We start from the raw sequence: 24008 nt of genomic DNA, 5'->3' as shown, positions 1-24008 counted from the left end.
GGGCGAATTTAAATCACATTGTTCTAGCAAATCTGCCAAGATATATTTTATCTTTCTCTATTTCGACAGTCTTTATTATTTACGATCACTGCTAATGCTTTATTCAGCAAAGTGATTAGTTAATTATTCTGACAAAATAAACGCCATGCTAAAATAAAGCATGGCGTTTTTTCATGTAATTATTCCAGCGGCTGGCATTGGTAACCGTATGGCTAATGTGCTGCCCAAGCAATATATTGCACTTGGCGGCAAGCCGATGATTTCGCACAGCATTCAAGTTTTTTTCAATCATCCTCGTATTGCGGCGATTCACGTGGCACTAAATCCTGAAGATGATTTTTGGCGTAGCTTAACTTTACAGCCAGAAAGTCGTTTGCATTTGCATTACACTGGTGGCAAAACCAGAGCCGAAACTGTACTCAATACTTTACATGCCATCGCGCCAAAATTGAACGATGACGATTGGGTGTTGGTGCATGATGCCGCTAGGCCTGGCTTGACGCATGCGCTGTTAGACCAATTGATCAATCACTTAGAAAATGATGCGGTTGGTGGATTGCTGGCGTTGCCAGTGGCAGATACTTTGAAGCAATCTGCAGCTGATAATCAAGTTAAACAAACGATTGCGCGCGCTAATCTATGGCAAGCGCAAACGCCGCAAATGTTTCGCTACGGCACATTGAAAAATGCTTTAAGTCAATTTAAAGATAGCGTGACCGATGAAGCCGAAGCGATTGAAGCGTTAGGCCTAAGCCCGAAGTTAGTGCAAGGCGAGCTACGTAATTTGAAAGTGACTTATCCGCAAGATTTGACCTTATTGGAAGCGCTTTTTAGCAAAGAAAATCTATGACTAACAATTTAGTGATTCGCATCGGCCACGGCTTGGATGTGCATGCGTTGGTAGTTGGGCGAAAATGCATCATCGGCGGCGTAGATATTCCGCATGATAAAGGTTTAGACGGTCATTCAGATGCAGACGTCTTACTACACGCGATTTGTGATGCCTTATTAGGCGCAGCGGCGCTGGGCGATATTGGCAAACATTTTCCGCCGAGTGATAATCAGTATAAAGGTATCGATTCGCGACAACTATTGCGCCATGTGGTGGCGTTATTGCAAACTAAAAATTTCGCGGTTAATAATATAGACACTACCGTGATTTGCGAAGCGCCAAAATTATCAGCATATACCGCGCAAATGTGTAGCAATATCGCGGCAGATTGCCAAATTGAAATCAGCCAAGTGAATGTAAAAGCCACGACAACAGAAAAGTTGGGCTTTACTGGCCGCGGTGAAGGCATCGCAGCCGAAGCGGTTTGTACGTTAATTGGCACCTAAAACGAATATATCACAGCGCATTTTTTGATCATTTTTGAGTGTTAAGTATCTGCAATCACTTGCAACCAAAACCTGATTTAATCATCCTAATTGAATGATTTTATAGTCATGCAGTTTAAACGTCATGCTTAATCGTTCCGTTTAATCGACATGCTGCAATATTTAACACTCAAAAATGATCAAAAAATGTCCACCTCAATCACCTCAAAAAAAGTAAAAATGCATGTTTAAATGGTTTGAACAACTAAGCCCACCTTTTTCTGAACGCATCATCACCATTCCACCCAAGAATTTTTGGCAGTTTGCATGGGGCTGTACAAAAGGTTTTCGTCCGTTTTTAGCGGGTATGACATTATTTACTGGCTTGATTGCCGCGTTTGAAGCCTTGCTTTTTGCCATCATGGGCAAGCTGGTCGATTGGTTAAGCAATATTCCGCCATCTGAACTGTGGGCGCGTGAAGGCGAACATCTCATTTGGTTATCTGTACTACTGATTTTTAGCGTGGTATTTATTGCGCTGCAAACTTTATTCAAGCATCAAACGTTGGCGGGCAATTTCCCCATGCGCATGCGTTGGGATTTCCATCGGCTGATGTTGAACCAAAGTATGAGTTTTTACCAAGATGAGTTTGCCGGCCGTGTGGCGGCAAAAGTCATGCAAACCGCGCTGGCTGTGCGCGATGTATGGTTTATTGTGGCAGATATCATGGTGTATGTTGTGGTGTATTTTGGCAGTATGGTCGCCATCGTTGGATTTTTTAACCCGTTGATTATGTTGCCATTTTTGGTATGGCTGGCCGCTTATATTCTGTCACTCAGCTATTTTGTGCCGCGTTTAAGCAAAGTGTCGCAAAATCAGGCAGATGCGCGCAGTTTAATGACCGGTCGCATCACCGATGCTTACACTAATATCAGCACGGTTAAATTATTCTCACACGCGGGGCGCGAGGCGGGATATGCCCGTTCGGCCATGCACGAATTTTTAGGTACAGTGCACGGGCAAATGCGCTATGTGAGCCAAGTGGAAATTGTGAATCACGTACTGAATATGTTGCTGATTATCGCCACTAGTTTGATGGCGTTGTGGTTGTGGAGTAAGGGCGAAGTGACCGTTGGCGGCTTGGCAGCTGCAACCGCGATGGCGCTGCGCTTAAACGGCGTTTCGCATTGGGTGATGTGGGAAATGACCTCGCTTTACGAACAAGTTGGCACGGTGCAAGACGGTATTAACACATTGACATCGCACAATAAAATCATCGATGCGCCAAACGCAAAACCATTGGTTGTGCAAAATGGCGAGGTGAAATTTGATGCAGTAGATTTTGGTTATAACAGCGAAAAGCAAACTGCTAATAAAAAAACCGTATTAGAAGCGCTTAACTTAACCATTAAACCAGGCGAAAAAGTCGGTTTAGTCGGTCGTTCAGGCGCGGGAAAGTCCACCATTGTCAACTTGCTATTGCGCTTTTATGAAGTAGAGGCGGGCAGCGTGTTGATCGATGGTCAAAACGTTAATCTGGTTACCCAAAACAGCCTGCGTGAAAAAATCGGCATGGTTACGCAAGATACCTCGCTTTTGCACAGAAGCGTGCGCGATAATATTTTGTATGGTCGTCCAGATGCGACAGAAGAAGAAATGATTGCCGCTGCAAAACGTGCCGAAGCGCATGAATTCATACTTAATTTAAGTGATGTTAAAGGTCGCACAGGTTACGATGCGCATGTGGGCGAACGCGGCGTAAAACTATCTGGCGGCCAACGCCAACGCATCGCCATCGCGCGCGTAATGTTAAAAGATGCACCGATTTTGCTGTTAGATGAAGCGACCAGCGCATTGGATAGCGAAGTCGAAATTGTGATTCAAGCCAGCCTTTATAATCTGATGCAAGGCAAAACCGTAGTCGCCATCGCGCACAGGCTTTCAACCATCGCCGCAATGGATAGACTGATTGTGCTGGATAAGGGCAATATTATTGAAGAGGGCAGTCATGCCGAATTGCTGAAATTGGGTGGTTTGTATGCCAGCCTGTGGACGCATCAAAGCGGCGGTTTTTTGGGTGAGCAGTAAATCAATTTTATGGGCACATTGCTGCGTTACGCGGTGCTCGAAATCCTCATGTACTTTGTGTACATTCCGGTTTCTGTGCTCCGTGCGCCTTGCACTGTATCCCATAAAATTAATTTAAAAGGAGATTGAAATGTCAGAAAATATTGAAATCAAACCACCTGTGCCGCCATTTACGCGTGAAACTGCATTGCAAAAAGTGCGCATGGCAGAAGATGGTTGGAATAGCCGCGATCCTCAACGCGTTTCTATGGTGTATACGCAAGATTCGCAATGGCGCAATCGCGCAGAATTTCCTAAAGGTCGCGCACAAATCGTCGAATTCTTAACCCGAAAATGGGCGAAAGAACTGGAATATCGACTAATTAAAGAGCTCTGGGCATTTGATCACAACCGTATCGCCGTGCGCTTTGCCTATGAATGGCATGACGATGCTGGCAACTGGTTTCGCTCATATGGAAACGAAAATTGGCAGTTTGATGCAAACGGCTTAATGGAATTACGCTACGCTAGTATTAACGATTTGCCGATAAAAGAAACGGACCGTAAATTCTTTTGGCCATTAGGGCGCAGGCCAGATGAACATGTGGGTTTGAGTGAGTTGGGGTTGTAGTTAACGTAGCGCAGGTACGTCACCTGCGCTATACAGGGATAAATAGGTATTAAACTTCACTACCTTTGGACTTTTTAACACCAGCTTTTTCAAGCAACGCCTGCCCTTGTTCTGTCTGGGCAAACCCTTCAAGCATTGCACCTATGTTAGTGCCACCAGTTGAAGAGAAAATATCCATAATATTTTTCATGCCATTTTCGACATTACCAGCATTAGCGATAACTTTTAAATCTGCTTGAGAAAGCGCTTTCGCTTGTTCAATACCAACAGCTTGAGTAGCTCTTACTTGTTCAATAGTGACTAAATATTGTTGATAACCAGCATTTTCACCAATTTCTTTGGCCAGTACAATCTGCGCTTGTACTGGCGCAAGTTGCATTGCTTTTTCTGCCTCAGCACGCGCTGTACCTTCTACTGCAATACCTTCTGACTCGCGTTTTTTACTTTCTAAGTTACCTTCGGCCACTAGAATGGTGGTTGATTTCGTACCTTCAGCTACCAAAATAGTGGTTTCTTTTTCCTGAGCAGCTTTAATAATCGCCATTTCTTTATTAATCGCAGCAGTTTCTTTGTCCTGATTAGCTTTAACGATTTGAACGTCTTTATTGATGTTCGCTTGCATTACTTCAGAAACTTTGATAATTTCGAGCTCTTTTTGCTTGGTAATTTTTGCCTGTTCTTTGATAGATTGCTGAGAGAGTTCGTTGGCGATACCCACGGCCTGCTCTTTTTCAGCAGTCCTAGAGCCCACTTTTTGTAGTGCATCTTGTGCTTGCACATCTGTTTCACGCTTTGCTTCAATTTCGGCAATATTCGCTTTCTTTAAATTTTCAGCTACTTCAATGCGGCTTTGCATTTCAATCAGCGATTTTTTCTTTTCCATGATATTTTTAATCACAAATGATTCATTAGCGTCCCTAATATCCATAAGCTCGATATTTTTAACAGTTGAAACACCCCAGTTTTTAAGTTGAGCTTCAACTTCACGTGTAAATGATTCGCCGAATTGGCTACGACCTTGCATGATCTCTTCTATATCTGCAGAAGCAAGTATCGTTCTTACCGCACCTTGTAAAATAGCTTTTAATTGGCCGCGAAGTTCATCAAACGAGCTAACGCGTTGCGCAGCCACATTTGAATCTGTGATTCTAAAAAAAGCTTTAACATCCACAACAAAGGGTAGTCTACCTTTATCGTAAGCCTCATATGATTCCAAGTCTTCATCAAATACCGAAACTGGCAATACAAACTTTACAATACCGATTTTTGGAATCCATGAAGGCCATTCATAATAAGTATTGCCAGCAGCATTGTCTTTGCCGTATGAAACCGTTGATTTACCAGACTGGATAATGTGCACCTCGTTGGTAGGTACGACTCTTCTGAGTAAAAGCGCAATAATCAGTATGATAAAAATAAAAGCACTTGCAATAGCGCTAATGATGAAAACGTTTGAAAAAATCATTTTAATTCCCTATTATTTTTGTTGCTTAAGTTTAAAAATGGTTGGTTTTAAGACTTAAAGATTCAGTCTTATCGCGGATTATAGCCGAAAGGCTCTTATCAAAAGTTAAGCTTTTAACAACACAATAACCGCGCCACTTCCACCATCCTCAGGCTTAGCTTGCGCGTAGGCAATCACTTCATCTTTTTGCATTAACCAGTTGCGTAGCTTATGTTTTAAAACAGGTTCTCGATTGCGTGAGCCTAGACCTTTACCGTGCACAATACGCACACAGCGGATATTGCGTTTTTTGCAGCTGCTTAAAAATTCCGCTACATATTCCCGTGCTTCATCACTGATTAATCCATGTAAATCGATTTGCGCTTGAATCACCCAAAAGCCGCGACGTAATTTGCTTAAAACGTTAGGCGATTGGCCTGTGCGCAGGTAAAGCAGTTCTTCTCCGCTTTCTAATTCATGCGCAGGGTAAAAGTCGTCGCTTAAACTATCTCTAAGCGCCTGTTTTTCATCCCGTATAAATTGCTTGGCGATAGGTTTGGGGAAGGTTTTTTCGGAATGTTGCGGTTCTGTATTTAAAGGGCGCGCGTTTTTAACGGCTTCCAAAAATAAGTGCTTATCTTGTTCTGCGGCGGGAATCTCAGCAGTTTTCTGCTGGTTTTTTAATGCCTCTTGTTTAGCTATATTGAGTTGCGCCAGCTCATTTTTGATGGCTATTACTTCAGTTTTTGTGAGCGGTATTGCGTTTAGCGTGACTTTATTTTTCGCCAGTGATTTTGGCGCTAACGATTTTGGAGTTAGCGACTGACTTTTAATCGATGATGGATTCGGTTTTGCCATATTGTCATCATCAATTAAAAGTTGCCCTAATTATTAGGTTAAGTTAACCAGTTATAGTTATTTCAAATTATCCAAATAGCGCTCAGCATCTAGCGCAGCCATACAACCTGTACCAGCACTGGTTACTGCTTGGCGATAGATATGATCTTGCACATCGCCCGCCGCAAAAATACCAGGGATGCTAGTGGCAGTGGCGTTACCTTTGCGACCAGCTTGCGTCACGATATAACCGCCTTCCATTTCTAGTTGGCCTTCAAAAATATCGGTATTTGGTTTATGGCCAATCGCGATAAATACGCCTTTTAAATCAATATCTTTGGTGGTGTTATCTGTCACATTTTTAATGCGCATGCCAGTCACTCCCATATTGTCGCCCAACACTTCATCTAAAGTATTGAAAGTCTCTAATACGATTTTTCCTTCGGCCACGCGCGCGTTCAATTTATCCACCAAAATCGCTTCGGCTTTGAATTTATCGCGTCTGTGTACCAAAGTCACTTTGCTGGCGATATTGGCTAAATAAAGTGCTTCTTCAACTGCGGTATTGCCGCCGCCAATTACCGCAACTTCTTGATTTCGATAGAAAAATCCATCACAAGTGGCACAAGCAGAAACGCCTTTTCCGTTGAATGTTTCTTCGCTTGGAATGCCTAAATACTTAGCGGATGCGCCTGTTGCGATAATCAAGGCGTCACACGTGTATTCGCCACTATCGCCCACTAAACGAATTGGTTTTTCAGTTAAATGCGTGGTATGAATATGGTCAAAAATCATTTCGGTATTGAAACGCTCTGCATGTTTTTGAAAGCGTTCCATCAACTCTGGGCCTTGCACGCCTTCGTTATCCGCTGGCCAATTGTCTACTTCTGTGGTGGTCATCAACTGGCCGCCTTGCGCGATACCAGTGATTAATACAGGGTTTAAATTAGCGCGCGCAGCATAAACCGCTGCTGAATAGCCTGCTGGGCCAGAGCCTAAAATAAGAAGATGAATGTGACGTGTTGCCATGATGTATTGCTTTCTAAATTGACGTTTTGTATAGAATGATATGCGGTTGTATAGGGATTTTTTCAAGGTTAATTAATATAAAAGTTAACCTATAAAACTACTTAACTTTTATATCGTCATTTCCGCATAAGGGAAAAATAGATTGCGCTTATGCGGAATAGTAGACGTTTTAATTTTAAAACTATTTTGCTAAATATTACTTTTCTAAAAGACTACGTAACATCCAGGCAGCCTTTTGGCTTCGGCCGTTCGTTGCACTCTCTTAACCTAAAGGTTAGCCTACACCGAAAGACCCCCTACGTATTTATTTCTCTAATAAGCTCCTTAGCATCCAGGCTGTCTTTTCATGCACTTGCAAACGTTGTGTTAACAAATCAGCCGTTGCCTCATCAGAAGCTTTTTCAGCGGCAGGAAATACGCTGCGAGCAGTGCGACAGACTGCTTCATGTCCAGCGACTAATTCAGCAATCATATCGTTAGCTTTTGGTACGCCATTAGATTCTTTAATGGTCGATAATTTAGCAAATTGGCTATAAGTACCGGGCGCAAATACATCTAAAGAGCGAATGCGTTCAGCAATCAAATCTGTCGCCAGCCATAGTTCGTTATATTGCGTTTCGAACATTAGATGCAATGTGTTAAACATTGGGCCAGTGACGTTCCAATGAAAATAATGTGTCTTTAAGTACAAACTGTAAGTATCTGCCAACAGGTGTGATAAACCTTCTGCAATCGCTTTTCTATCTTTTTCTTTAATGCCAGTGTCCATGTGATACTCCTTTAATCATTTAAATGCAGAATAAAACTTATCAATCAATAATGGTGATATTAATTGTTCAGTTTGGATTGTATTAAATATGAATTACCTTAATATTAATTGTTCAGACATGCTTTGTGCAATTTGATTTTGTTATAATAAATAAATAATTTTTCTCCATCGCCACAGATTAATAACGAGGTTTGTAACGGTTTGTTTTTTAATAAAAAATCTCCAGCAGTGAATGGTCGCTTGCAAGCGCCGCCCAGCCCATCGCAACAACATGGTGCCAGCCTAGTACGTGAGGCTTGGTGGCTAGGTTTAGTCTTAGTCGGCTTATATCTTGCCGTCATTTTGATTAGTTACAACAGCCAAGATCCATCGTGGTCGCATATGGCTTCTGATAACGCAGTCGTGCAAAATGCAGGTGGCGCAGTTGGTGCTTGGATCGCCGATATGATGTTGTATCTATTCGGTTTTTCAGCTTGGTGGTGGGTGGTTTTAGCGTTTTATAGCATGTGGCTGGTGTATTTGCGCTTAGAGTTAACCATCTCAGAACGTCCATTTTTACTCTTCAATCTAGTTGGCTTTGCTTTATTGCTGATTTCGTCTTGCGCGTTAGAAGCAGGGCATTTAGTCACTTTACCAGCCACTTTGCCTTTAACTGGCGGTGGCATGTTGGGCAATGCAGTTGATGGCGCATTGCGTAGCATGTTTGGTTTTGCTGGTTCTAGCATGTTGTTATTGTCATTATTTGCGGTTGGGTTCAGCTTATTCACCGGTTGGTCGTGGATTATGATCACCGAAAAATTAGGCGCACGTTTGATTACTGCTTACGAATGGTCAGTGAATAAATACAACGATTGGCAAGATAGAAAAGCTGGCAAAGTGGTGGTGCAAAAACGCGAAGTATTTGTAGAAGCAGAGCGTAAACGTACTGAAGACCGCGCACCAGTTGAAATCAGAGCGCCAATCGTTGAGATTGCGCAAAGCGAACGCGTGCAAAAAGAAAAACAAACCGCGTTATTTGCTACAGATCTAGATTCTAGTTTGCCGCCATTGCATCTGTTGGATGTTGCCAACAACACAGTGGATTTACCTTCTGCAGAAACGCTGGACTTTACTTCTAGACTAATTGAACGCAAATTAATCGATTTTGGCATTGAGGTAAAAGTGCTTTCTGCGCAACCTGGCCCAGTGATTACACGTTTTGAGTTAGAGCCTGCGGCTGGTGTAAAAGGTAGCCAAATCACGAATCTTGCACGTGATTTAGCGCGCGCGCTTTCTGTGGTGAGTATTCGCGTAGTAGAAACGATTCCGGGCAAAAGCTGTATGGGTTTAGAAATTCCGAATCCAAAACGCCAAATCGTGTTTTTATCCGAAATTATGGGCAGCCAAGTGTATGCGGAAATGCATTCACCGCTGGCAATTGCCATGGGTAAAGATATTGCAGGCAAACCAGTAGTAGCCGATTTGGCGAAAATGCCCCATGTGTTGGTCGCGGGTACGACGGGTTCAGGTAAATCGGTAGCGATTAATGCCTTGATATTAAGCTTGTTGTATAAGTCTGAGCCAAGCAAAGTACGCATGATTTTGATTGACCCAAAAATGCTGGAGCTTTCTGTGTACGAAGGTATTCCGCATCTATTGGCGCCAGTAGTGACCGATATGCGCCAAGCTGCCAATGCGCTGAACTGGTGCGTGGCTGAGATGGAACGTCGCTATAAATTAATGTCGATGTTAGGCGTGCGTAATTTGGCGGGTTATAACCAAAAGATTAAAGAAGCTGAAAAAGCGGGCGAGAAAATCCCTCATCCATTTAGCTTAACGCCAGACGAACCGGAACCATTGGAAGAAATGCCGATGATTGTGGTGATGATTGATGAGTTGGCCGATTTGATGATGGTAGTGGGTAAGAAAGTGGAAGAGTTAATCGCTCGCTTGGCGCAAAAAGCACGCGCTTCAGGCATTCATTTGGTATTGGCAACGCAACGTCCTTCTGTGGATGTGATTACCGGTTTAATCAAAGCGAATATTCCGACACGTGTAGCTTTTCAAGTGTCTAGCAAAATTGACTCACGCACGATTCTTGACCAAATGGGTGCGGAAGCATTGCTAGGCCAAGGCGATATGCTGTATATGCCGCCAGGCACAGGTTATCCGATGCGTATTCATGGTGCGTTCGTGTCCGACCATGAAGTGCATCAAGTGGTGAATCATCTCAAAGCCATGGGCGAGCCGAACTATATAGAAGGCATTTTGACTAACGAAACGGAAGGCGGTGGCGAAGCGGGTGAGTTCAGTAGCGACAGTGGCGCAGAAAAAGATCCGCTGTACGATGAAGCGGTAAATATCGTGTTAACCAGTCGTCGCGCGAGTATTTCATCTGTTCAGCGCCAACTAAGAATTGGTTATAACCGTGCGGCAAGGTTGATAGAAGATATGGAACGCGCAGGTTTGGTTTCCGCCATGCAAAGCAACGGCAATAGAGAGGTGTTGGCAAAAGGTAATGCATCAATTGATTAAAAAAATATTAGTGAGCAGTTTATTCATTGCTTCACAAACAGCTTTTGCGGATGGTGTAGCTAGTCTGAGTGATTTTTTCAATAACACCAATGCGATGCGCGCGAACTTTAGCCAAGTGGTGACTGATACACAAGGCCGAAAAATTCAAGAAGTGCAAGGTTCTATGCAACTGCAACGCCCCAATAAATTTCGTTGGGATTATTCAAAACCGTATGAACAACAAATTATCAGTGATGGCAAACAAGTATTTTTGTACGATACTGATTTGCAACAAGTGACGATTCGCGAACTAAGTAAAACATTAGGCTCTAGCCCCGCAGCTTTGTTGGCAGGTGGCGATGCAGTAGAAAAAAGTTTTACCATTAAAAATGCGACTAGAAAAGATGGCTTAACTTGGGTTTTGGCACTGCCGAAAGAGAAAGAAAGTGGATTTGAGCGCGTTTTATTGGGTTTTAGCGACGGTAAACTGCGAAAAATGGAGCTGTATGACAGCTTTAATCACATTACACTCATCACGTTTGATGCGGTTGAGCGTAATCCTACGTTACAAAACTCAACATTTTTATTTACGCCGCCAAAAGGCGTAGATGTGGTGAGTGAGTAAATTCAAGCGTTTATTTATTACATTCATCGGCCTAGCAATCTTGTGCAAATTCACAATTTAATTGCACCAAAAAATCATTTAAACCGTACAATAAAATTGTAAACTTCAAACTCAAATCAAAGAGAAAATAAGTGAACGACTTATTTCAAACTGTCAGCCCAACTGCGCCATTAGCCGAACGATTACGTCCTAAAACTTTAGATGAAGTGGTTGGGCAGTCGCATTTATTGGGTGAAAGTAAGCCGTTAAGATTAGCGTTTCAATCGGGCAAATTGCCTTCGATGATTCTGTGGGGCCCGCCTGGTGTGGGCAAAACCACATTAGCGCGTTTGATTGCCAACACCGCGGATGCGGATTTTGTGCCCATTTCTGCCGTGTTATCTGGCATTAAGAATATTCGCGAAGCAGTTGAACGCGCGGAATTAACGTTGCAGCAACATGGTCGTAAGACCATTTTATTTGTTGATGAAGTACATCGGTTCAACAAAGGCCAGCAAGATGCTTTTCTGCCATTTGTGGAAAGTGGTTTGATTACGTTTATTGGCGCGACCACTGAAAATCCTTCATTTGAAGTGAATAGTGCATTGTTAAGTCGTGCACAAGTGTTTGTATTAAATGCATTATCAGAAATTGAGCTAGATTTATTGTTAACTCGCGCGCAGCAATTAGTTGCGCCAAATGTTCAGTTTTCCGATGCGGTTAAAGAACAAATACTAACTTACGCCGACGGCGATGCAAGGCGATTACTCAATTTTGTAGAAGGCTTATTTAACGCCGCTGAAGGCGCTAACGTTACCGACATTGACGAAGCCTTTCTGCAAACAACGATGGCAAGCAAACTCCGCCGTTTTGATAAAGGCGGCGAAGCATTCTACGACCAGATTTCCGCTTTGCATAAATCGGTACGTGGCAGCAATCCAGATGCGGCTTTATATTGGTTTTTGCGCATGATAGATGGCGGCGCAGATCCGCTTTATTTAGGTCGCCGCATTATCCGCATGGCGATTGAGGACATAGGTTTGGCTGACCCGCGCGCGCAAACTATGGCGCTGGAAGCGTGGCAGATTTATGAGCGGTTAGGTTCGCCCGAAGGGGAATTAGCGCTTTCCAACATGGTGATTTACTTAGCTGTTGCGCCAAAAAGCAACGCTGCGTATAACGCCTACAATCAGGCAAAAGCGTTTGTGGCACAAGATAAATCTCGCCCTGTGCCATTACATTTAAGAAACGCGCCGACCAAATTAATGAAAGCGCTGGATTACGGCAAAGAATATCGCTATGCGCACAATGAGCCAGAAGCTTATGCCGCAGGCGAGCAGTATTTTCCTGACGACTTATATTTAGATAAGAACGGGGAACAAGATAAAAATGGCCCGCCACGATTTTATAATCCCACACCGCGCGGCTTAGAAGGTAAAATTGGCGAAAAATTGAAGCACCTTAAAGAATTAGATTTAAAAGAACTCGACAAACAAAACTTAAATAGCAAAGCAAAGAAATAATTATGTTAGATATTCAAGCACTAAGAAATGATTTAGACGGCGTGGTTAACCAGTTGAATAAGCGTGGTTTTTCATTTGATTCAGCCGCATTTTCTGCGTTAGAGCAAGAACGCAAAGCAGTGCAAACACGCACGCAAGAGCTACAAGCCAAGCGCAATAATACTTCTAAGCAAATTGGTATTTCTAAATCAAAAGGTGAAGATGTCAGCGCAATATTGGCAGAGGTTGCTGGATTGGGTGAAGCACTAAAAGCAGACGAAACGTTACTAGAAGACTTACAAACACAGCTGCAAAACGTTTTATTGAACGTGCCAAATTTGCCGCATGAAAGTGTGCCGCAAGGAAAATCAGAAGCAGATAACGTTGAAGTACGCAAAATCGGTACGCCCGCTAGTTTTGATTTTGAAATCAAAGATCATACCGATGTTGGTACGCCACTAGGTTTGGATTTTGATACAGGTATCAAGCTTTCAGGCACACGATTTACGTTTATGCGTGGCGGTATTGCTAAATTACATCGCGCTTTGGCGCAATTTATGTTGGATACGCAGACGGAGCAGCATGGTTATGAAGAATGTTATACGCCGTATTTAGTGAACGCAGATACATTAACAGGCACAGGGCAGTTGCCTAAGTTTGAAGAAGATTTATTCAGCTTAAATCATAACGATAGTAAACTTTATTTAATCCCGACTTCAGAAGTCACACTGACCAATTCAGTCCGCGATGAAATCGTGCCTTTAGAATCTTTACCGATTAAGTTGACTGCGCATACGCCATGTTTCCGTTCAGAAGCCGGTTCTTACGGGCGCGATACCAAAGGTATGATTCGCCAGCATCAATTCGATAAAGTGGAAATGGTGCAAATCGTCCATCCAAGTAAAAGCTATGAAGCTTTAGAAGAAATGGTGGGGCACGCCGAAAATATCTTGAAAGCGCTTGATTTACCGTATCGCGTAGTTTCATTATGTACTGGCGACATGGGTTTTGGCGCGGCTAAAACGTATGATTTAGAAGTGTGGTTACCTGCGCAAAATACCTATCGTGAAATCTCTTCTGTTTCTAATTGTGAGGCGTTTCAAGCGCGCCGTTTACAAGCGCGATTTAGAAATGAGCAGGGCAAAACGGAATTTGTGCATACGCTGAATGGTTCTGGTTTAGCGGTAGGGCGTACTTTGGTAGCGGTATTGGAAAACTATCAAAATGCGGATGGCAGCGTGACGATTCCTAAAGTGTTGCAGCCTTATATGAACAATTTAACGGTAATTAAACCTGCTTAATGGCAAGTAAATCAACGCTTAATTTACTTGTAGTGTTTAAAATTTAACACTCAAAATCATACAAAAAATGCCTAATATTTAGGCATTTTTTGTATCCATATATTAATTACTGTTAGTTTGCACTGGCAATTTTAAAGCTATTTTCAATTGAGTTGTAACTCGGTTCAAAGCGTTCCAAAATATTGTAATAACTGCGAATCGATTCCACAAAAATCACTGGCTGGCCACAGCCGCAATAGCCATATTTTGCATTGGTATAATAAGTTGGGTCGTTTAATAAGCCCAAGGTTTTTTTCACATCCGCCCAGCGATTTGGGTCTAATTTCAGACGTTGCGCCAACACACGCGCGTCTTCTACATGCGCATAGCCAATGTTATATGAGGCTAATGCCATATAGGTACGATCAGGTTCTGGTACACGTTCAGGAATCGTTTCTTTTAGCATGTTGATATATTTTGCACCCGCAGTAATGCTCTGCTTGGGGTCTAATCTATCGGTCACATTCATCAAATCGGCGGTACTTTCGGTTAGCATCATCAAGCCGCGCACATTAGTGGGCGAGGTGTTAAATGTATCCCAATGCGATTCCTGATAACTAAGCGCGGCGATTAAGCGCCAATCTAAATCGGTCACTTCTTGCGCTTGCTGGAAAAGCCGTTTGTACTTGGGCAACAGTGTACGGCTACGAATTAAAAAAGTTTTAATATCCACCGGTTTTAAGCGTTTTACATTGCCGTGATAGCGATCGATTAAATTACGCAAAGTACCATCTTTTTTAATGCGGGCAAAAAACGCATTTACTTTCTGTTGCAGTTCGGGGTTTCTATTTTTAGGCATCGCCCAAGCAATTTTTTCGGGCTCACCAATCGCAAACGCTACGCCTAAATGCGGGTAATAATTTTGCATGATAGAAACCAAATGACTATCAGCAATGGTGTAATCGATCTCACCGCGCTCAAGTTCTTGTAATAGTTTCTCTGAGTCAGCATGCGGGCGTTCTTCCCACATTAAGCCCGGCTCGGTGGCTTTTAGTTTGGTTAGGCGTTCTACAAAGCTGGAGTTTGCGGGTAATGAAATGTGTAAACCAACTAAATCTTTTAATTGTTTTGGCGGTTTTTTCTGCTCTTCTTTATTTTTTTCAATGTTATAGACCACTAGTTGCTGCACACCTTGATAATCGACCGAAAAATCAATCATCTGTTTGCGCGCGTTTGTAATGGTGACATCGGCCGCAGCAATATCGGCTTTGTGCTTTAATATGGTGGAAATAACCTGATTAATATTGGTGGCAACAATCAATTTCAATTGTGTGTCATTACCCAGCTCTTTCACAAATAATTTGGCTAAATCGTACTCAAGTCCTGCAAATTCTTTGTTGCCATCTACATAATAAGTGTTCAGGCTGTTTAGCGTGACAAAAGTGACTATTTTGCCTTTTTTTGCATTGGCGGTCGGCTCAATAATGGTCTTAGTATCATCTTCTGTTTTATTACAGGCGGGAATTAATAATAGAATGGATAGTAAAAATGCTAATGGCATTGCGCTGAGAATAGGGCGAGGATATCGCATTAATGCAGCCTGACGCGTTAGCAAAAGTTATTTCCGCTTATCTTTAGAATTAAATTCAGTAGAATTCAGATCAGTCACATTGCCGTTATCTGCAATGAGTACGCTGCTAGTCAATCCATAAAAAATGCCGTGTTCTACCACGCCAGGCGTATTGTTAATCAGTTGATTTAATGCATTCTCAGTCATAGATTTGTCAAAAGTCATATCCAATACCAAGCTGCCATACGATGTAACCGTTAAGCCATCTTTGGCCACGTTCTGGCGCAAATCACCCACGCCACCAGCGGCTTCTAAGCTGCGTTTAACGGCTTTCCAAGCCATCGGCATTACTTCGATAGGAATGGCAAAATTAGTGCCAATGCGGTCCACTAATTTACTTTTATCAGCCACTACTAAAAACTGTTTAGCGGCTTTTGCTAACAACTTTTCCAGCACTAAATCGTAGCCACGGCCTTTTAGCAAAGTCATATCTGGCGTGATTTCATCTGCGCCATCGACATATAAATCAATCTCGGCAATTTGATTCAATGCAATAACATTCAAACCCAAGCTTTGTGCTTTATTCATGCTGACAATCGAGCTGGCAATGGTGGTGATTTTTAGATTTTCTTCAAGCTGGCGACGCGCCAATTCTTCGATAAAATAATTGGCAGTTGATCCTGTGCCTAAACCGACTAGCATGCCATTTTTGACGAAATTGGCTGCATGAATCGCGACCGCTTGTTTATCGTTAACAGGCTTATCGTTCATGTGAGTGAAGCTCCTCAAGACTATTTTATTGGCACTTAACTGCTGTGTATTAATCAATACAGCGTGCTTAATTGTTATGCTTAATTATTATAACGTGTCTTATTCAACACCAAGCTTAGGGTTATAATAGGTAATAAGTCACCATTATCCAAGTCATTTTCAAGCTCATTTATGCAGTTAACTCCCCCCAAAGTAGGTCAAAAAAGTCGTTTTTCTTATGCTGCCAATGGCTTAGATAGCTTATCTCTAGCATCACTTGCATGTCGCTTAAAAACAACACTTTCTGCAAAAAAATCACCATTAGTGGTGATTACGTCAAATGCGTTTGATGCGCAACGACTGTTAGAAGAGATTCCTTATTTTGCGCCAGAATTAAGTGTTAACTTGCTGCCAGACTGGGAAACGCTACCTTACGACGTATTTTCGCCGCATCCTGATTTGATATCAGAACGCTTGGCGACTTTGTACCAAATTAGTCAAAATCAATGTGATGTCATATTAGTCCCGATTGCGACGGCCTTAATCCGTTTGCCTGCGGTGGCGTATTTGGCCGGGCATAGTTTTATGCTCAAAAAGGGCCAAAAACTCAATTTAGAAGCGCTGCGCCATCAATGTGCGCAGGCGGGTTATCATCATGTTAGCCAAGTGATTTCGCCCGGTGAATTTAGCGTGCGTGGCGGGTTAGTCGATCTGTTTCCCATGGGCAGCGTGTTGCCGTATCGCATTGATTTATTCGATGATGAAATTGAAACCATCCGCACGTTTGATGTGGATACTCAGCGCAGTTTGTATCCTGTGCCAGAAATTAAGTTATTGCCAGCGCGCGAATTTCCGCTGGATGACAAAGGCATTGCGACTTTCAGAAGCAACTTTAGAGAGCAGTTTGAAGGCGATCCGCAGCGCGCGACCATTTATAAAAATGTGAGTAAAGGTATCGCCAGTGGCGGCATCGAATGGTATTTGCCACTGTTTTTTGATGAGACTTCTAATCTGCTGGATTACTTACCAGAAAATACCACGCTCTGTTTACACGGCAATTGCGATAAAGCCGCGCAGCAATTTTGGACAGAAGCCAATTCGCGTTACCGATTACTGGCTTATGATGCTGAACGACCGATTTTAAAACCAGAAGTGTTACTGATTAAAACCGATGATTTTTTTGCGCAGACGCAAAACTATCCCGTTTTAACGTTAACCCATGAAGCGAAAAATCCACTGCCAGCTTTAGATATTGAGCGCCGTGCCGAACAGCCTTTGCATAAATTGCAGGCGTTTATCAAAGTCAAAAAGAAGCGCATTTTAATCACTGCAGAAAGTTTAGGTCGCCGCGAAACCATGCTGCAATTGTTTGCCGAACATGGTATTCAAATGCCGACTGGTGAAACTTGGGCAGATTTTCAAACCAGTGATGCGCCTATCATGCTGGGTGTTTCACCTTTGCATCACGGTTTTTATGACGATGCGATTGTCATCACCGAATCTGAATTGTATTCAGGCACAGTGCGTCAGCAACGCCGCCGCGAAAAAGAAAAAGCGCGCAATACAGAAGGCATGCTCAAAGATTTATCTGAGCTGCGTATGGACGACCCGGTGGTACACGAGCAGCACGGCGTAGGGCGTTACAAAGGTTTGATGAATTTGGACTTTGGCGAAGGCGAAACCGAATTTTTGCTGCTGGAATATTTTGGTGACGATAAATTATATGTACCTGTATCGCAATTATTCTTAATCTCTCGCTATTCTGGCGGACCGCCAGAAAGTGCGCCTTTGCACCGATTAGGCTCTGGCCAGTGGGAAAAAGCCAAGAAAAAAGCGCTGAAACAAATCCGCGATACGGCGGCAGAATTGCTTAACTTGTATGCACAACGCGCGGCACGACGTGGACATGCCTTTACTTTAAGCCTAAAAGATTATGAAGCGTTTTGTGAAGGCTTTCCGTTTGAAGAAACGCCAGACCAATTAGAAGCCATTGAAAACGTTATTAAAGACATGCAGTCAGGCCGACCAATGGATAGGCTGGTGTGTGGAGATGTGGGCTTTGGCAAGACAGAGGTTGCATTACGCGCCGCTTTTGTGGCGGTGATGGGCGGTAGACAAGTGGCCGTGCTGGTACCGACGACATTGTTAGCAGAGCAGCATTATCAAAACTTCTGTGACAGATTTGCAGAGTGGCCGATTAAGATTGCCGAAATTTCCCGCTTTAGAACTGCCAAAGAACAAAAACAAGCTTTGGCTGATTTAGCTGAAGGCAAGGTAGATATTATTATCGGCACGCATCGCTTGATTCAAAAAGATGTGGTCTTTAAAAACTTAGGCTTGGCGATTCTGGATGAAGAACACCGTTTTGGTGTGCGCCAAAAAGAGCAGTTAAAAGCGTTGCGCGCAGAAGTGGATATCCTAACGCTAACCGCAACGCCGATTCCACGCACGCTCAGCATGGCGATGGAAGGTTTGCGCGAATTCAGCGTGATCGCCACACCACCACAAAAACGCTTGAGCATCAAAACCTTCCACACTTATTATTCAGACGGCATTATTCGCGAAGCGGTAATGCGCGAATTTAAACGCGGCGGCCAAGTGTACTTTTTGCATAACGAAGTAGACACCATCTTTGTGCAAAAAGAAAAGCTGGAAAAAATCATTCCAGAAGCGCGCATTGCGATTGCGCACGGCCAATTGCGTGAGCGCGAGTTGGAACATGTGATGCGTGATTTTTACCAGCAGCGCAGCAATATTTTACTGTGTACTACTATTATTGAAACTGGGATTGACGTACCTACTGCCAACACAATTATCATGAATCGCGCGGATATGTTCGGCTTGGCGCAATTGCATCAGTTGCGCGGCCGGGTAGGGCGCAGCCATCATCAGGCTTATGCGTATTTGCTTACGGATGAACATCGAAAAATCACACCACAAGCGCAAAAGCGCTTAGATGCGATTCAGTTATTAGAAGATTTAGGCGCAGGTTTTCATCTGGCGATGCACGATTTAGAGATTCGTGGTGCAGGTGAGTTGCTGGGGGATAGTCAAAGCGGCGAGATGCAGGAAATTGGTTTTAGTTTGTATTCCGATATGCTCAATCATGCAGTTAAGCAACTTAAAGCAGGCAAGGAGCCCGATTTAAACGCACCATTGGGTGTGACGACAGAAATTAATTTGCATGTGCCAGCCCTGTTAACTAATGCATATTGCCCAGATGTACACGAACGTTTGGTGGTTTATAAACGCCTAGCGAATGCTAATAACGATGATGAGTTAGATAATCTGCAAGAAGAGCTTATTGACCGCTTTGGCTTGTTGCCAGAACAAGGTGAGGCGTTAATGGCGTGCCATCGGTTACGCATCGCGGCAAAACCATTAGGCATTAATAAAATTGATGCAAGTGATAGCGCCATTCAATTACATTTTGCGCAAACCACTGAAGTCGATCCATTAAAACTGATTGATTTATTGCAACGCGACCGCCGTTGCCGCATGAATGGCCCAGATAAATTGCGTGTGACTGTACAATTGGGCAATGTGGCGCATCGTGCTGAATTTGTTAAAACCTTGTTAAAAGAGTTTGTTTAAACAGAAATTGAAAGAATAAAATGCTAGAAAAACTAATTGCCGTAGTAGCGACCTGGATTATCAGTGTGATATCCAGCATGGGTTATGGGGGCGTTGTGTTGTTGATGGCGATTGAATCGGCTTGCATTCCGTTGCCATCCGAAATCATTATGCCGTTTGCTGGGTTTTTGGTCAGCAAAGGTGAAATGACATTATTGGGCATCGCGTTTGCAGGCGCACTTGGTTGCGTGCTTGGTTCGATTCCTGCCTATTATTTGGGCATGTTTGGCGGCAGACCGTTGGCTGACAAATACGGTAAATATGTGCTCATCAGCAAAAAAGATTTGGATATGGCGGATAGATGGTTTGCGCAGCACGGGGAGATTATTATTTTTATCGCGCGCTTATTGCCTGGCGTGCGCACGTTTATTGCCTTTCCCGCTGGCATGGCACGCATGAATATGACGCGTTTTATTGTTTATACGTTTGTAGGTTCGTTTATTTGGTGTGGCGCGCTGGGTTATATTGGCATGAAGGCCGGTGAGCATTGGGAAGATTTAGAAGTGTATTTTCACAAATCACATTACGTGATTATCGCCGGTGGGTTGGCGTTTGTGGCTTGGTACGTTTGGCACCATTTTAAGCAAGAATAATTGTTTAAAAAGATTAAGTTAACACATTTAATCGAGCAATTTTAATCGACTATCTTTAATCAAGCAGAACTAGTTTCCCATGCGCTAGAAAAAATACCGCTGTTTGAATGGTTAAGTCTTCATTTGCAAACAGCGCTGCATAGCGAGATAGTTGCGGATGATGTTGCTGTGCTTGCAGCGTTAAGTTTTCGGTTAAGGTTGAATCTGCATCAGAAAAAGTCAATTTATAATCCACAATCCATCGCGTTAATGCGCCTGTTTCATTATCTGGCACAATAAACGTCAAATCTAATCGATGCTCTTGCGGCACACCAAAGGCGTCAATTGCGGTGATGCTCAATTCCGATTGTCGGTTTTCTTTAATCTGCATTAGCCAAGCAAAATCTGCGCTATTTATCGTGTTAACTAAAGCATTTATCACTACTTCTACATACGGCTTAACTATGTTTTCCGTATGACCTTTTTGCAACAGCCAAAACAGCATGGCTGGTGAGCAAGCGCGAATGCGGCTTTCAGTCCATATATTTAGAGCGCGATTGGCAATCATTTCCATGTACAAATGCGTCAGCGTGCCAGTATCCGCCGCAATATTTAATAATAGCGGCGAATCAACAAGCGAATTAACTGGATTGAACGAAGAGATATGCGCCGATTGTTCAGATGGATATTGCAGCAACTCAGGCAAACGCGGTGTTTTTAAGCGCATCAATTGCGGTGTAAAATCTTGTAATCCGACAGCAGATTCTGCAGACATGACAAGTGGTGTAGCGGTTGAAAATTGCGCTTCTACACTTGGCCAAAGCAATGATAATAAAGATTTTGAAACAGGTTTTAATTCGCCATTTTGGCTTTGTTTTACTGTTGCAACCAAGTGCAATTTTTTAATGCTACGTGTCGCGGCAACATACAAAAGACGCGCGGTTTCATTATCTACTCGCTCAGTTTCCAACGCTTTTAAAAAATCATAAGTGCTGGCTTTACCCTTTGTTTTTTTGGCGACTGGTGCGGCTAATAATTGGCGCTGGTTACCGACTGGCACTTCTTCCCACAACATCATTGGGCTGTCATTATTGGCTGGTTTTCGGTTTAAAGCAGGCAAAATAACGGTATCGAACTCTAAGCCTTTGGATGCGTGAATGGTTAAAAATTGTAATTGATTATTGGCCGCAATATCAGGCTGGGCATAGAGTTTCAGCATCGCGGTATCTAACTGATTGAAATCCAACACAAAGCCGCGCGCGGTTTTTTCTACTAAATCAAAAAACGCTTGAATATCGCGATTGTCGCCCGCGCTGATTAATGTGTTAGCGCCACCCAATTTAAGCCAAGTGCTTTCCAGCCAGCGACGCAAAGGCATGCGGCCTTGATGTTGAAATGCCTCTAACAAAATATTACGCAAATGCGATAAACGTTGCTGACCATCTGCGCTTAATTTTTGCAGCCGATTCTCATCCTGCATTAATTGCCAAATAGTCGAAAAATGATTGTCATGCGCCAACACGTGTAAATCGGCCAAAACCAGCCCGCACCAAGGTGCGCGCAATACATTCAACCAGTGCACTCGGTCGGCGCGGTGCAGCATCGCACGCGTGAGTGAAAGCGCATCTAAAACCGTTTGTCTGTCATTTAAGCCTTCAATTTCAACGGCTTGAAAGCGAATATGCGCATAATCGCGACGAATCACAGAAACCAGATCGCGCAAATGTGAACGCGAACGCACTAGAACGACCAGCTTGTTTTCAGGATTATTTTGGGTTTCGGTGGTGATTAAATTTGCGACATAACGCGCTTCCAACAACTTGGCTTGCTCACTTTCTTCATCGCTATTGAGCACTAACGGATGCACGGTCACGCCTTCATCTGCAATCGCATCTTTGGTCGCAATAAAAGTGCGATAACGAATCGCTGCTTGCGTAATATTATCCGCAGCAGGAAAAATCGACTCAAAAGTCGTGTTAATCCAATCGACTACTTGCGGATGGCTGCGATTATTTCGCGTGAGTTTAAGCGGCGAAAGCGGCAATTGCCCGATGCCGAACTCGCTGGCGGTTAAAAATAAACTCACATCTGCTTTACGAAAGCGATAAATCGATTGCATCGGATCGCCCACGCAAAATAAAGTACGTCCATCATCAGGCTGCCAGCCTAGTGTTAATTGCTCAATCAAGCGCATTTGAGTCGGGCTGGTATCTTGAAACTCATCCACTAATAAATGTGAGATTTTATAATCTAGTTTCAATGCTAAATCAGTCGCGCCACGCTCATTTTCCAGCGCATAACTGGCAGATTGCGCGATAGCGACAAAATCTACTTCATTCGCGGCTTGAAAAGTCGTCCATAGATGCGCGGTCGCTAACTGCAGTAATTGCGCTAAAGCCTTAATAATCGCGCAGTCTTGGGCAATCACATCTAAGCGCATATTCGGCAGATAACGCACCACATCTAAAGTTTGCGCATCACTTATGATTTCAACAAGCTGCAAAAATTGCTGCTTATATTCATCGTATTCGGGATGGTTTTTATCTTTAGGAGGAAAGCCATTTTTGATATCAACTTTCTTTCTAAACGTGCCTTTGTCAGTAAGCAAAAAATCCGCCAGAATCTGCCAACTGGCTAAATCGTTTGCATTGTCAGAAAACGGTATTTGCCAGTCAGCCAGCATTTGCAGTGCATGATTTTCTTCTAAATTACTGGCAGCAAAACGCACAATTGGCATCAGTTGTGTTTGGATATTGGCAGGAATAGCCTCAATCGTCAGCGCAAGCCGTTGTTCTATTAATGCGTTCAACGCATTGGCTACGCCTGCTGTAATTTCTTCTACCGTAATATTGGCATGTTCACCCACCAACGGCAGCCATTGGTCGCGTTTTGCCAGCATATCCGCTAATAATTCGGTGAGTTTTTCGATATTATTTTGCATGAATCGCAACGCCGTCGTCACGGTGTCATCAGGACTATTTTCACTAGCGATTTGTGCCAATGCTTGTTGCGCCGCCGTTTGGTAATGCGCATTAGCATCTGTGCTAACCACAGGCTGACCGCCAAAACGGCTCAATAACGGCATTTGCCGTGCCAAGCTGCTACATAAAGCATCCATCGTTTGAATGCGCAGCCGTGCTGGTTGCGATAACAGTTGCCAGCCCAGCATATTGGCATGCGCCAGTGCAGCGTTAGCTAAATCACGCGTCACCTGTTTGTGCGGCGCATCAATCTGGGTGTTATTTTCTGCCGCTTCCAGCGACATCAAAATGCGATTACGCATTTCAGTCGCTGCTTTATTGGTAAAAGTCAGCGCGATAATCTCTTCTGGCGCTTCAACCGTGGCGAGTAACTTTAAATAACGCTGTGTCAATAATTCGGTTTTGCCAGCGCCGGCTGGCGCTTCTACAATAAAGTTTTCTAGCTTAAGTGCGTGTTGGCGATTTTGCGTGTCTAGTTTGATTAAGTCTGATTGAATTAAATCTGGCTGAGTGAGTGCGTTGTTCATG

The 24008-nt window shown here is 43.4% G+C and carries 17 protein-coding genes; 10 read left to right on the top strand and 7 right to left on the bottom strand.

The genetic code is table 11. The features are described 5' to 3' along the window. The first annotated feature begins 160 nt into the window (after positions 1 to 160). The 4 genes from ispD to METVE_RS0111725 all read left to right on the top strand — a co-directional run bounded on the left by ispD (position 161) and on the right by METVE_RS0111725 (position 4016). Positions 161 to 850, top strand: coding sequence for a 2-C-methyl-D-erythritol 4-phosphate cytidylyltransferase (gene ispD, locus METVE_RS0111745; protein WP_020168683.1), 690 nt, complete (start codon positions 161 to 163; stop codon positions 848 to 850). Next, the gene (ispF, locus tag METVE_RS0111740) at positions 847 to 1338 is read left to right on the top strand and encodes a 2-C-methyl-D-erythritol 2,4-cyclodiphosphate synthase (RefSeq protein WP_020168682.1); all 492 of its coding nucleotides are present in this window, start codon (positions 847 to 849) and stop codon (positions 1336 to 1338) included. Before ispD ends, ispF begins: the two co-directional genes overlap by 4 nt. Positions 1339 to 1561: 223 nt before the next feature. Beyond that, positions 1562 to 3406 (top strand): ABC transporter ATP-binding protein, encoded by a 1845-nt coding sequence (locus tag METVE_RS0111730; RefSeq protein WP_020168681.1) that lies wholly within the window; start codon positions 1562 to 1564, stop codon positions 3404 to 3406. 130 nt (positions 3407 to 3536) lie between these two features. Continuing rightward, positions 3537 to 4016: a nuclear transport factor 2 family protein gene (locus METVE_RS0111725; protein WP_020168680.1), complete on the top strand. Its 480-nt coding sequence runs from the start codon at positions 3537 to 3539 to the stop codon at positions 4014 to 4016. Between the two features lie 49 nt (positions 4017 to 4065). On the opposite strand, the gene METVE_RS0111720 is transcribed toward METVE_RS0111725, so the two are convergent. From METVE_RS0111720 to METVE_RS0111705, 4 genes are all read right to left on the bottom strand, one after another. Continuing rightward, positions 4066 to 5481: an SPFH domain-containing protein gene (locus METVE_RS0111720; protein ID WP_020168679.1), complete on the bottom strand. Its 1416-nt coding sequence runs from the start codon at positions 5479 to 5481 to the stop codon at positions 4066 to 4068. Between the two features lie 105 nt (positions 5482 to 5586). Then, positions 5587 to 6117 carry a Smr/MutS family protein gene (locus METVE_RS0111715; RefSeq protein WP_026362122.1) on the bottom strand — a complete coding sequence of 177 codons (531 nt, stop codon included), beginning with the start codon at positions 6115 to 6117 and terminating at the stop codon, positions 5587 to 5589. A 258-nt stretch (positions 6118 to 6375) separates the two neighbouring features. Beyond that, the gene (trxB, locus tag METVE_RS0111710; RefSeq protein WP_020168677.1) at positions 6376 to 7326 is read right to left on the bottom strand and encodes a thioredoxin-disulfide reductase; all 951 of its coding nucleotides are present in this window, start codon (positions 7324 to 7326) and stop codon (positions 6376 to 6378) included. A gap of 304 nt (positions 7327 to 7630) precedes the next feature. Further along, entirely contained in the window at positions 7631 to 8095 is a 465-nt protein-coding gene (locus METVE_RS0111705; protein ID WP_020168676.1) for a Dps family protein, read from the bottom strand. A 201-nt stretch (positions 8096 to 8296) separates the two neighbouring features. On the opposite strand from METVE_RS0111705, the gene METVE_RS0111700 reads away from it, so the two are divergent. From METVE_RS0111700 to serS, 4 genes are all read left to right on the top strand, one after another. Beyond that, positions 8297 to 10609 (top strand): DNA translocase FtsK, encoded by a 2313-nt coding sequence (locus METVE_RS0111700; protein ID WP_020168675.1) that lies wholly within the window; start codon positions 8297 to 8299, stop codon positions 10607 to 10609. Next, a complete protein-coding gene (gene lolA, locus METVE_RS0111695; protein WP_020168674.1) occupies positions 10593 to 11213 on the top strand; it encodes an outer membrane lipoprotein chaperone LolA in 621 nt (206 codons plus the stop codon). Before METVE_RS0111700 ends, lolA begins: the two co-directional genes overlap by 17 nt. A gap of 131 nt (positions 11214 to 11344) precedes the next feature. Further along, positions 11345 to 12715 (top strand): replication-associated recombination protein A, encoded by a 1371-nt coding sequence (locus METVE_RS0111690; protein ID WP_020168673.1) that lies wholly within the window; start codon positions 11345 to 11347, stop codon positions 12713 to 12715. Positions 12716 to 12717: 2 nt separating this feature from the next. Continuing rightward, positions 12718 to 13995, top strand: coding sequence for a serine--tRNA ligase (gene serS / locus METVE_RS0111685; protein WP_020168672.1), 1278 nt, complete (start codon positions 12718 to 12720; stop codon positions 13993 to 13995). 112 nt (positions 13996 to 14107) lie between these two features. Here the strand turns inward: serS and mltF are convergent, their stop codons facing one another. Both mltF and rpiA read right to left on the bottom strand, forming a co-directional pair. After that, a complete protein-coding gene (mltF, locus tag METVE_RS0111680; RefSeq protein WP_020168671.1) occupies positions 14108 to 15535 on the bottom strand; it encodes a membrane-bound lytic murein transglycosylase MltF in 1428 nt (475 codons plus the stop codon). A 57-nt stretch (positions 15536 to 15592) separates the two neighbouring features. Further along, a complete protein-coding gene (gene rpiA, locus METVE_RS0111675) occupies positions 15593 to 16315 on the bottom strand; it encodes a ribose-5-phosphate isomerase RpiA (protein WP_020168670.1) in 723 nt (240 codons plus the stop codon). Positions 16316 to 16486: 171 nt separating this feature from the next. Between rpiA and mfd the strand changes: the two genes are divergently transcribed. Beyond that, positions 16487 to 19888, top strand: coding sequence for a transcription-repair coupling factor (mfd, locus tag METVE_RS0111670; protein ID WP_020168669.1), 3402 nt, complete (start codon positions 16487 to 16489; stop codon positions 19886 to 19888). Positions 19889 to 19908: 20 nt separating this feature from the next. Next, positions 19909 to 20520: a DedA family protein gene (locus METVE_RS0111665; RefSeq protein ID WP_020168668.1), complete on the top strand. Its 612-nt coding sequence runs from the start codon at positions 19909 to 19911 to the stop codon at positions 20518 to 20520. Between the two features lie 55 nt (positions 20521 to 20575). On the opposite strand, the gene METVE_RS0111660 is transcribed toward METVE_RS0111665, so the two are convergent. Then, entirely contained in the window at positions 20576 to 24007 is a 3432-nt protein-coding gene (locus tag METVE_RS0111660; protein WP_020168667.1) for a UvrD-helicase domain-containing protein, read from the bottom strand. Between the last annotated feature and the right edge of the window lies 1 nt (position 24008).

The organism is Methylotenera versatilis 79 (assembly GCF_000384375.1).
Lineage (GTDB): Bacteria > Pseudomonadota > Gammaproteobacteria > Burkholderiales > Methylophilaceae > Methylotenera_A > Methylotenera_A versatilis_B.
This window is presented reverse-complemented; position numbering and strand designations above follow the sequence as displayed.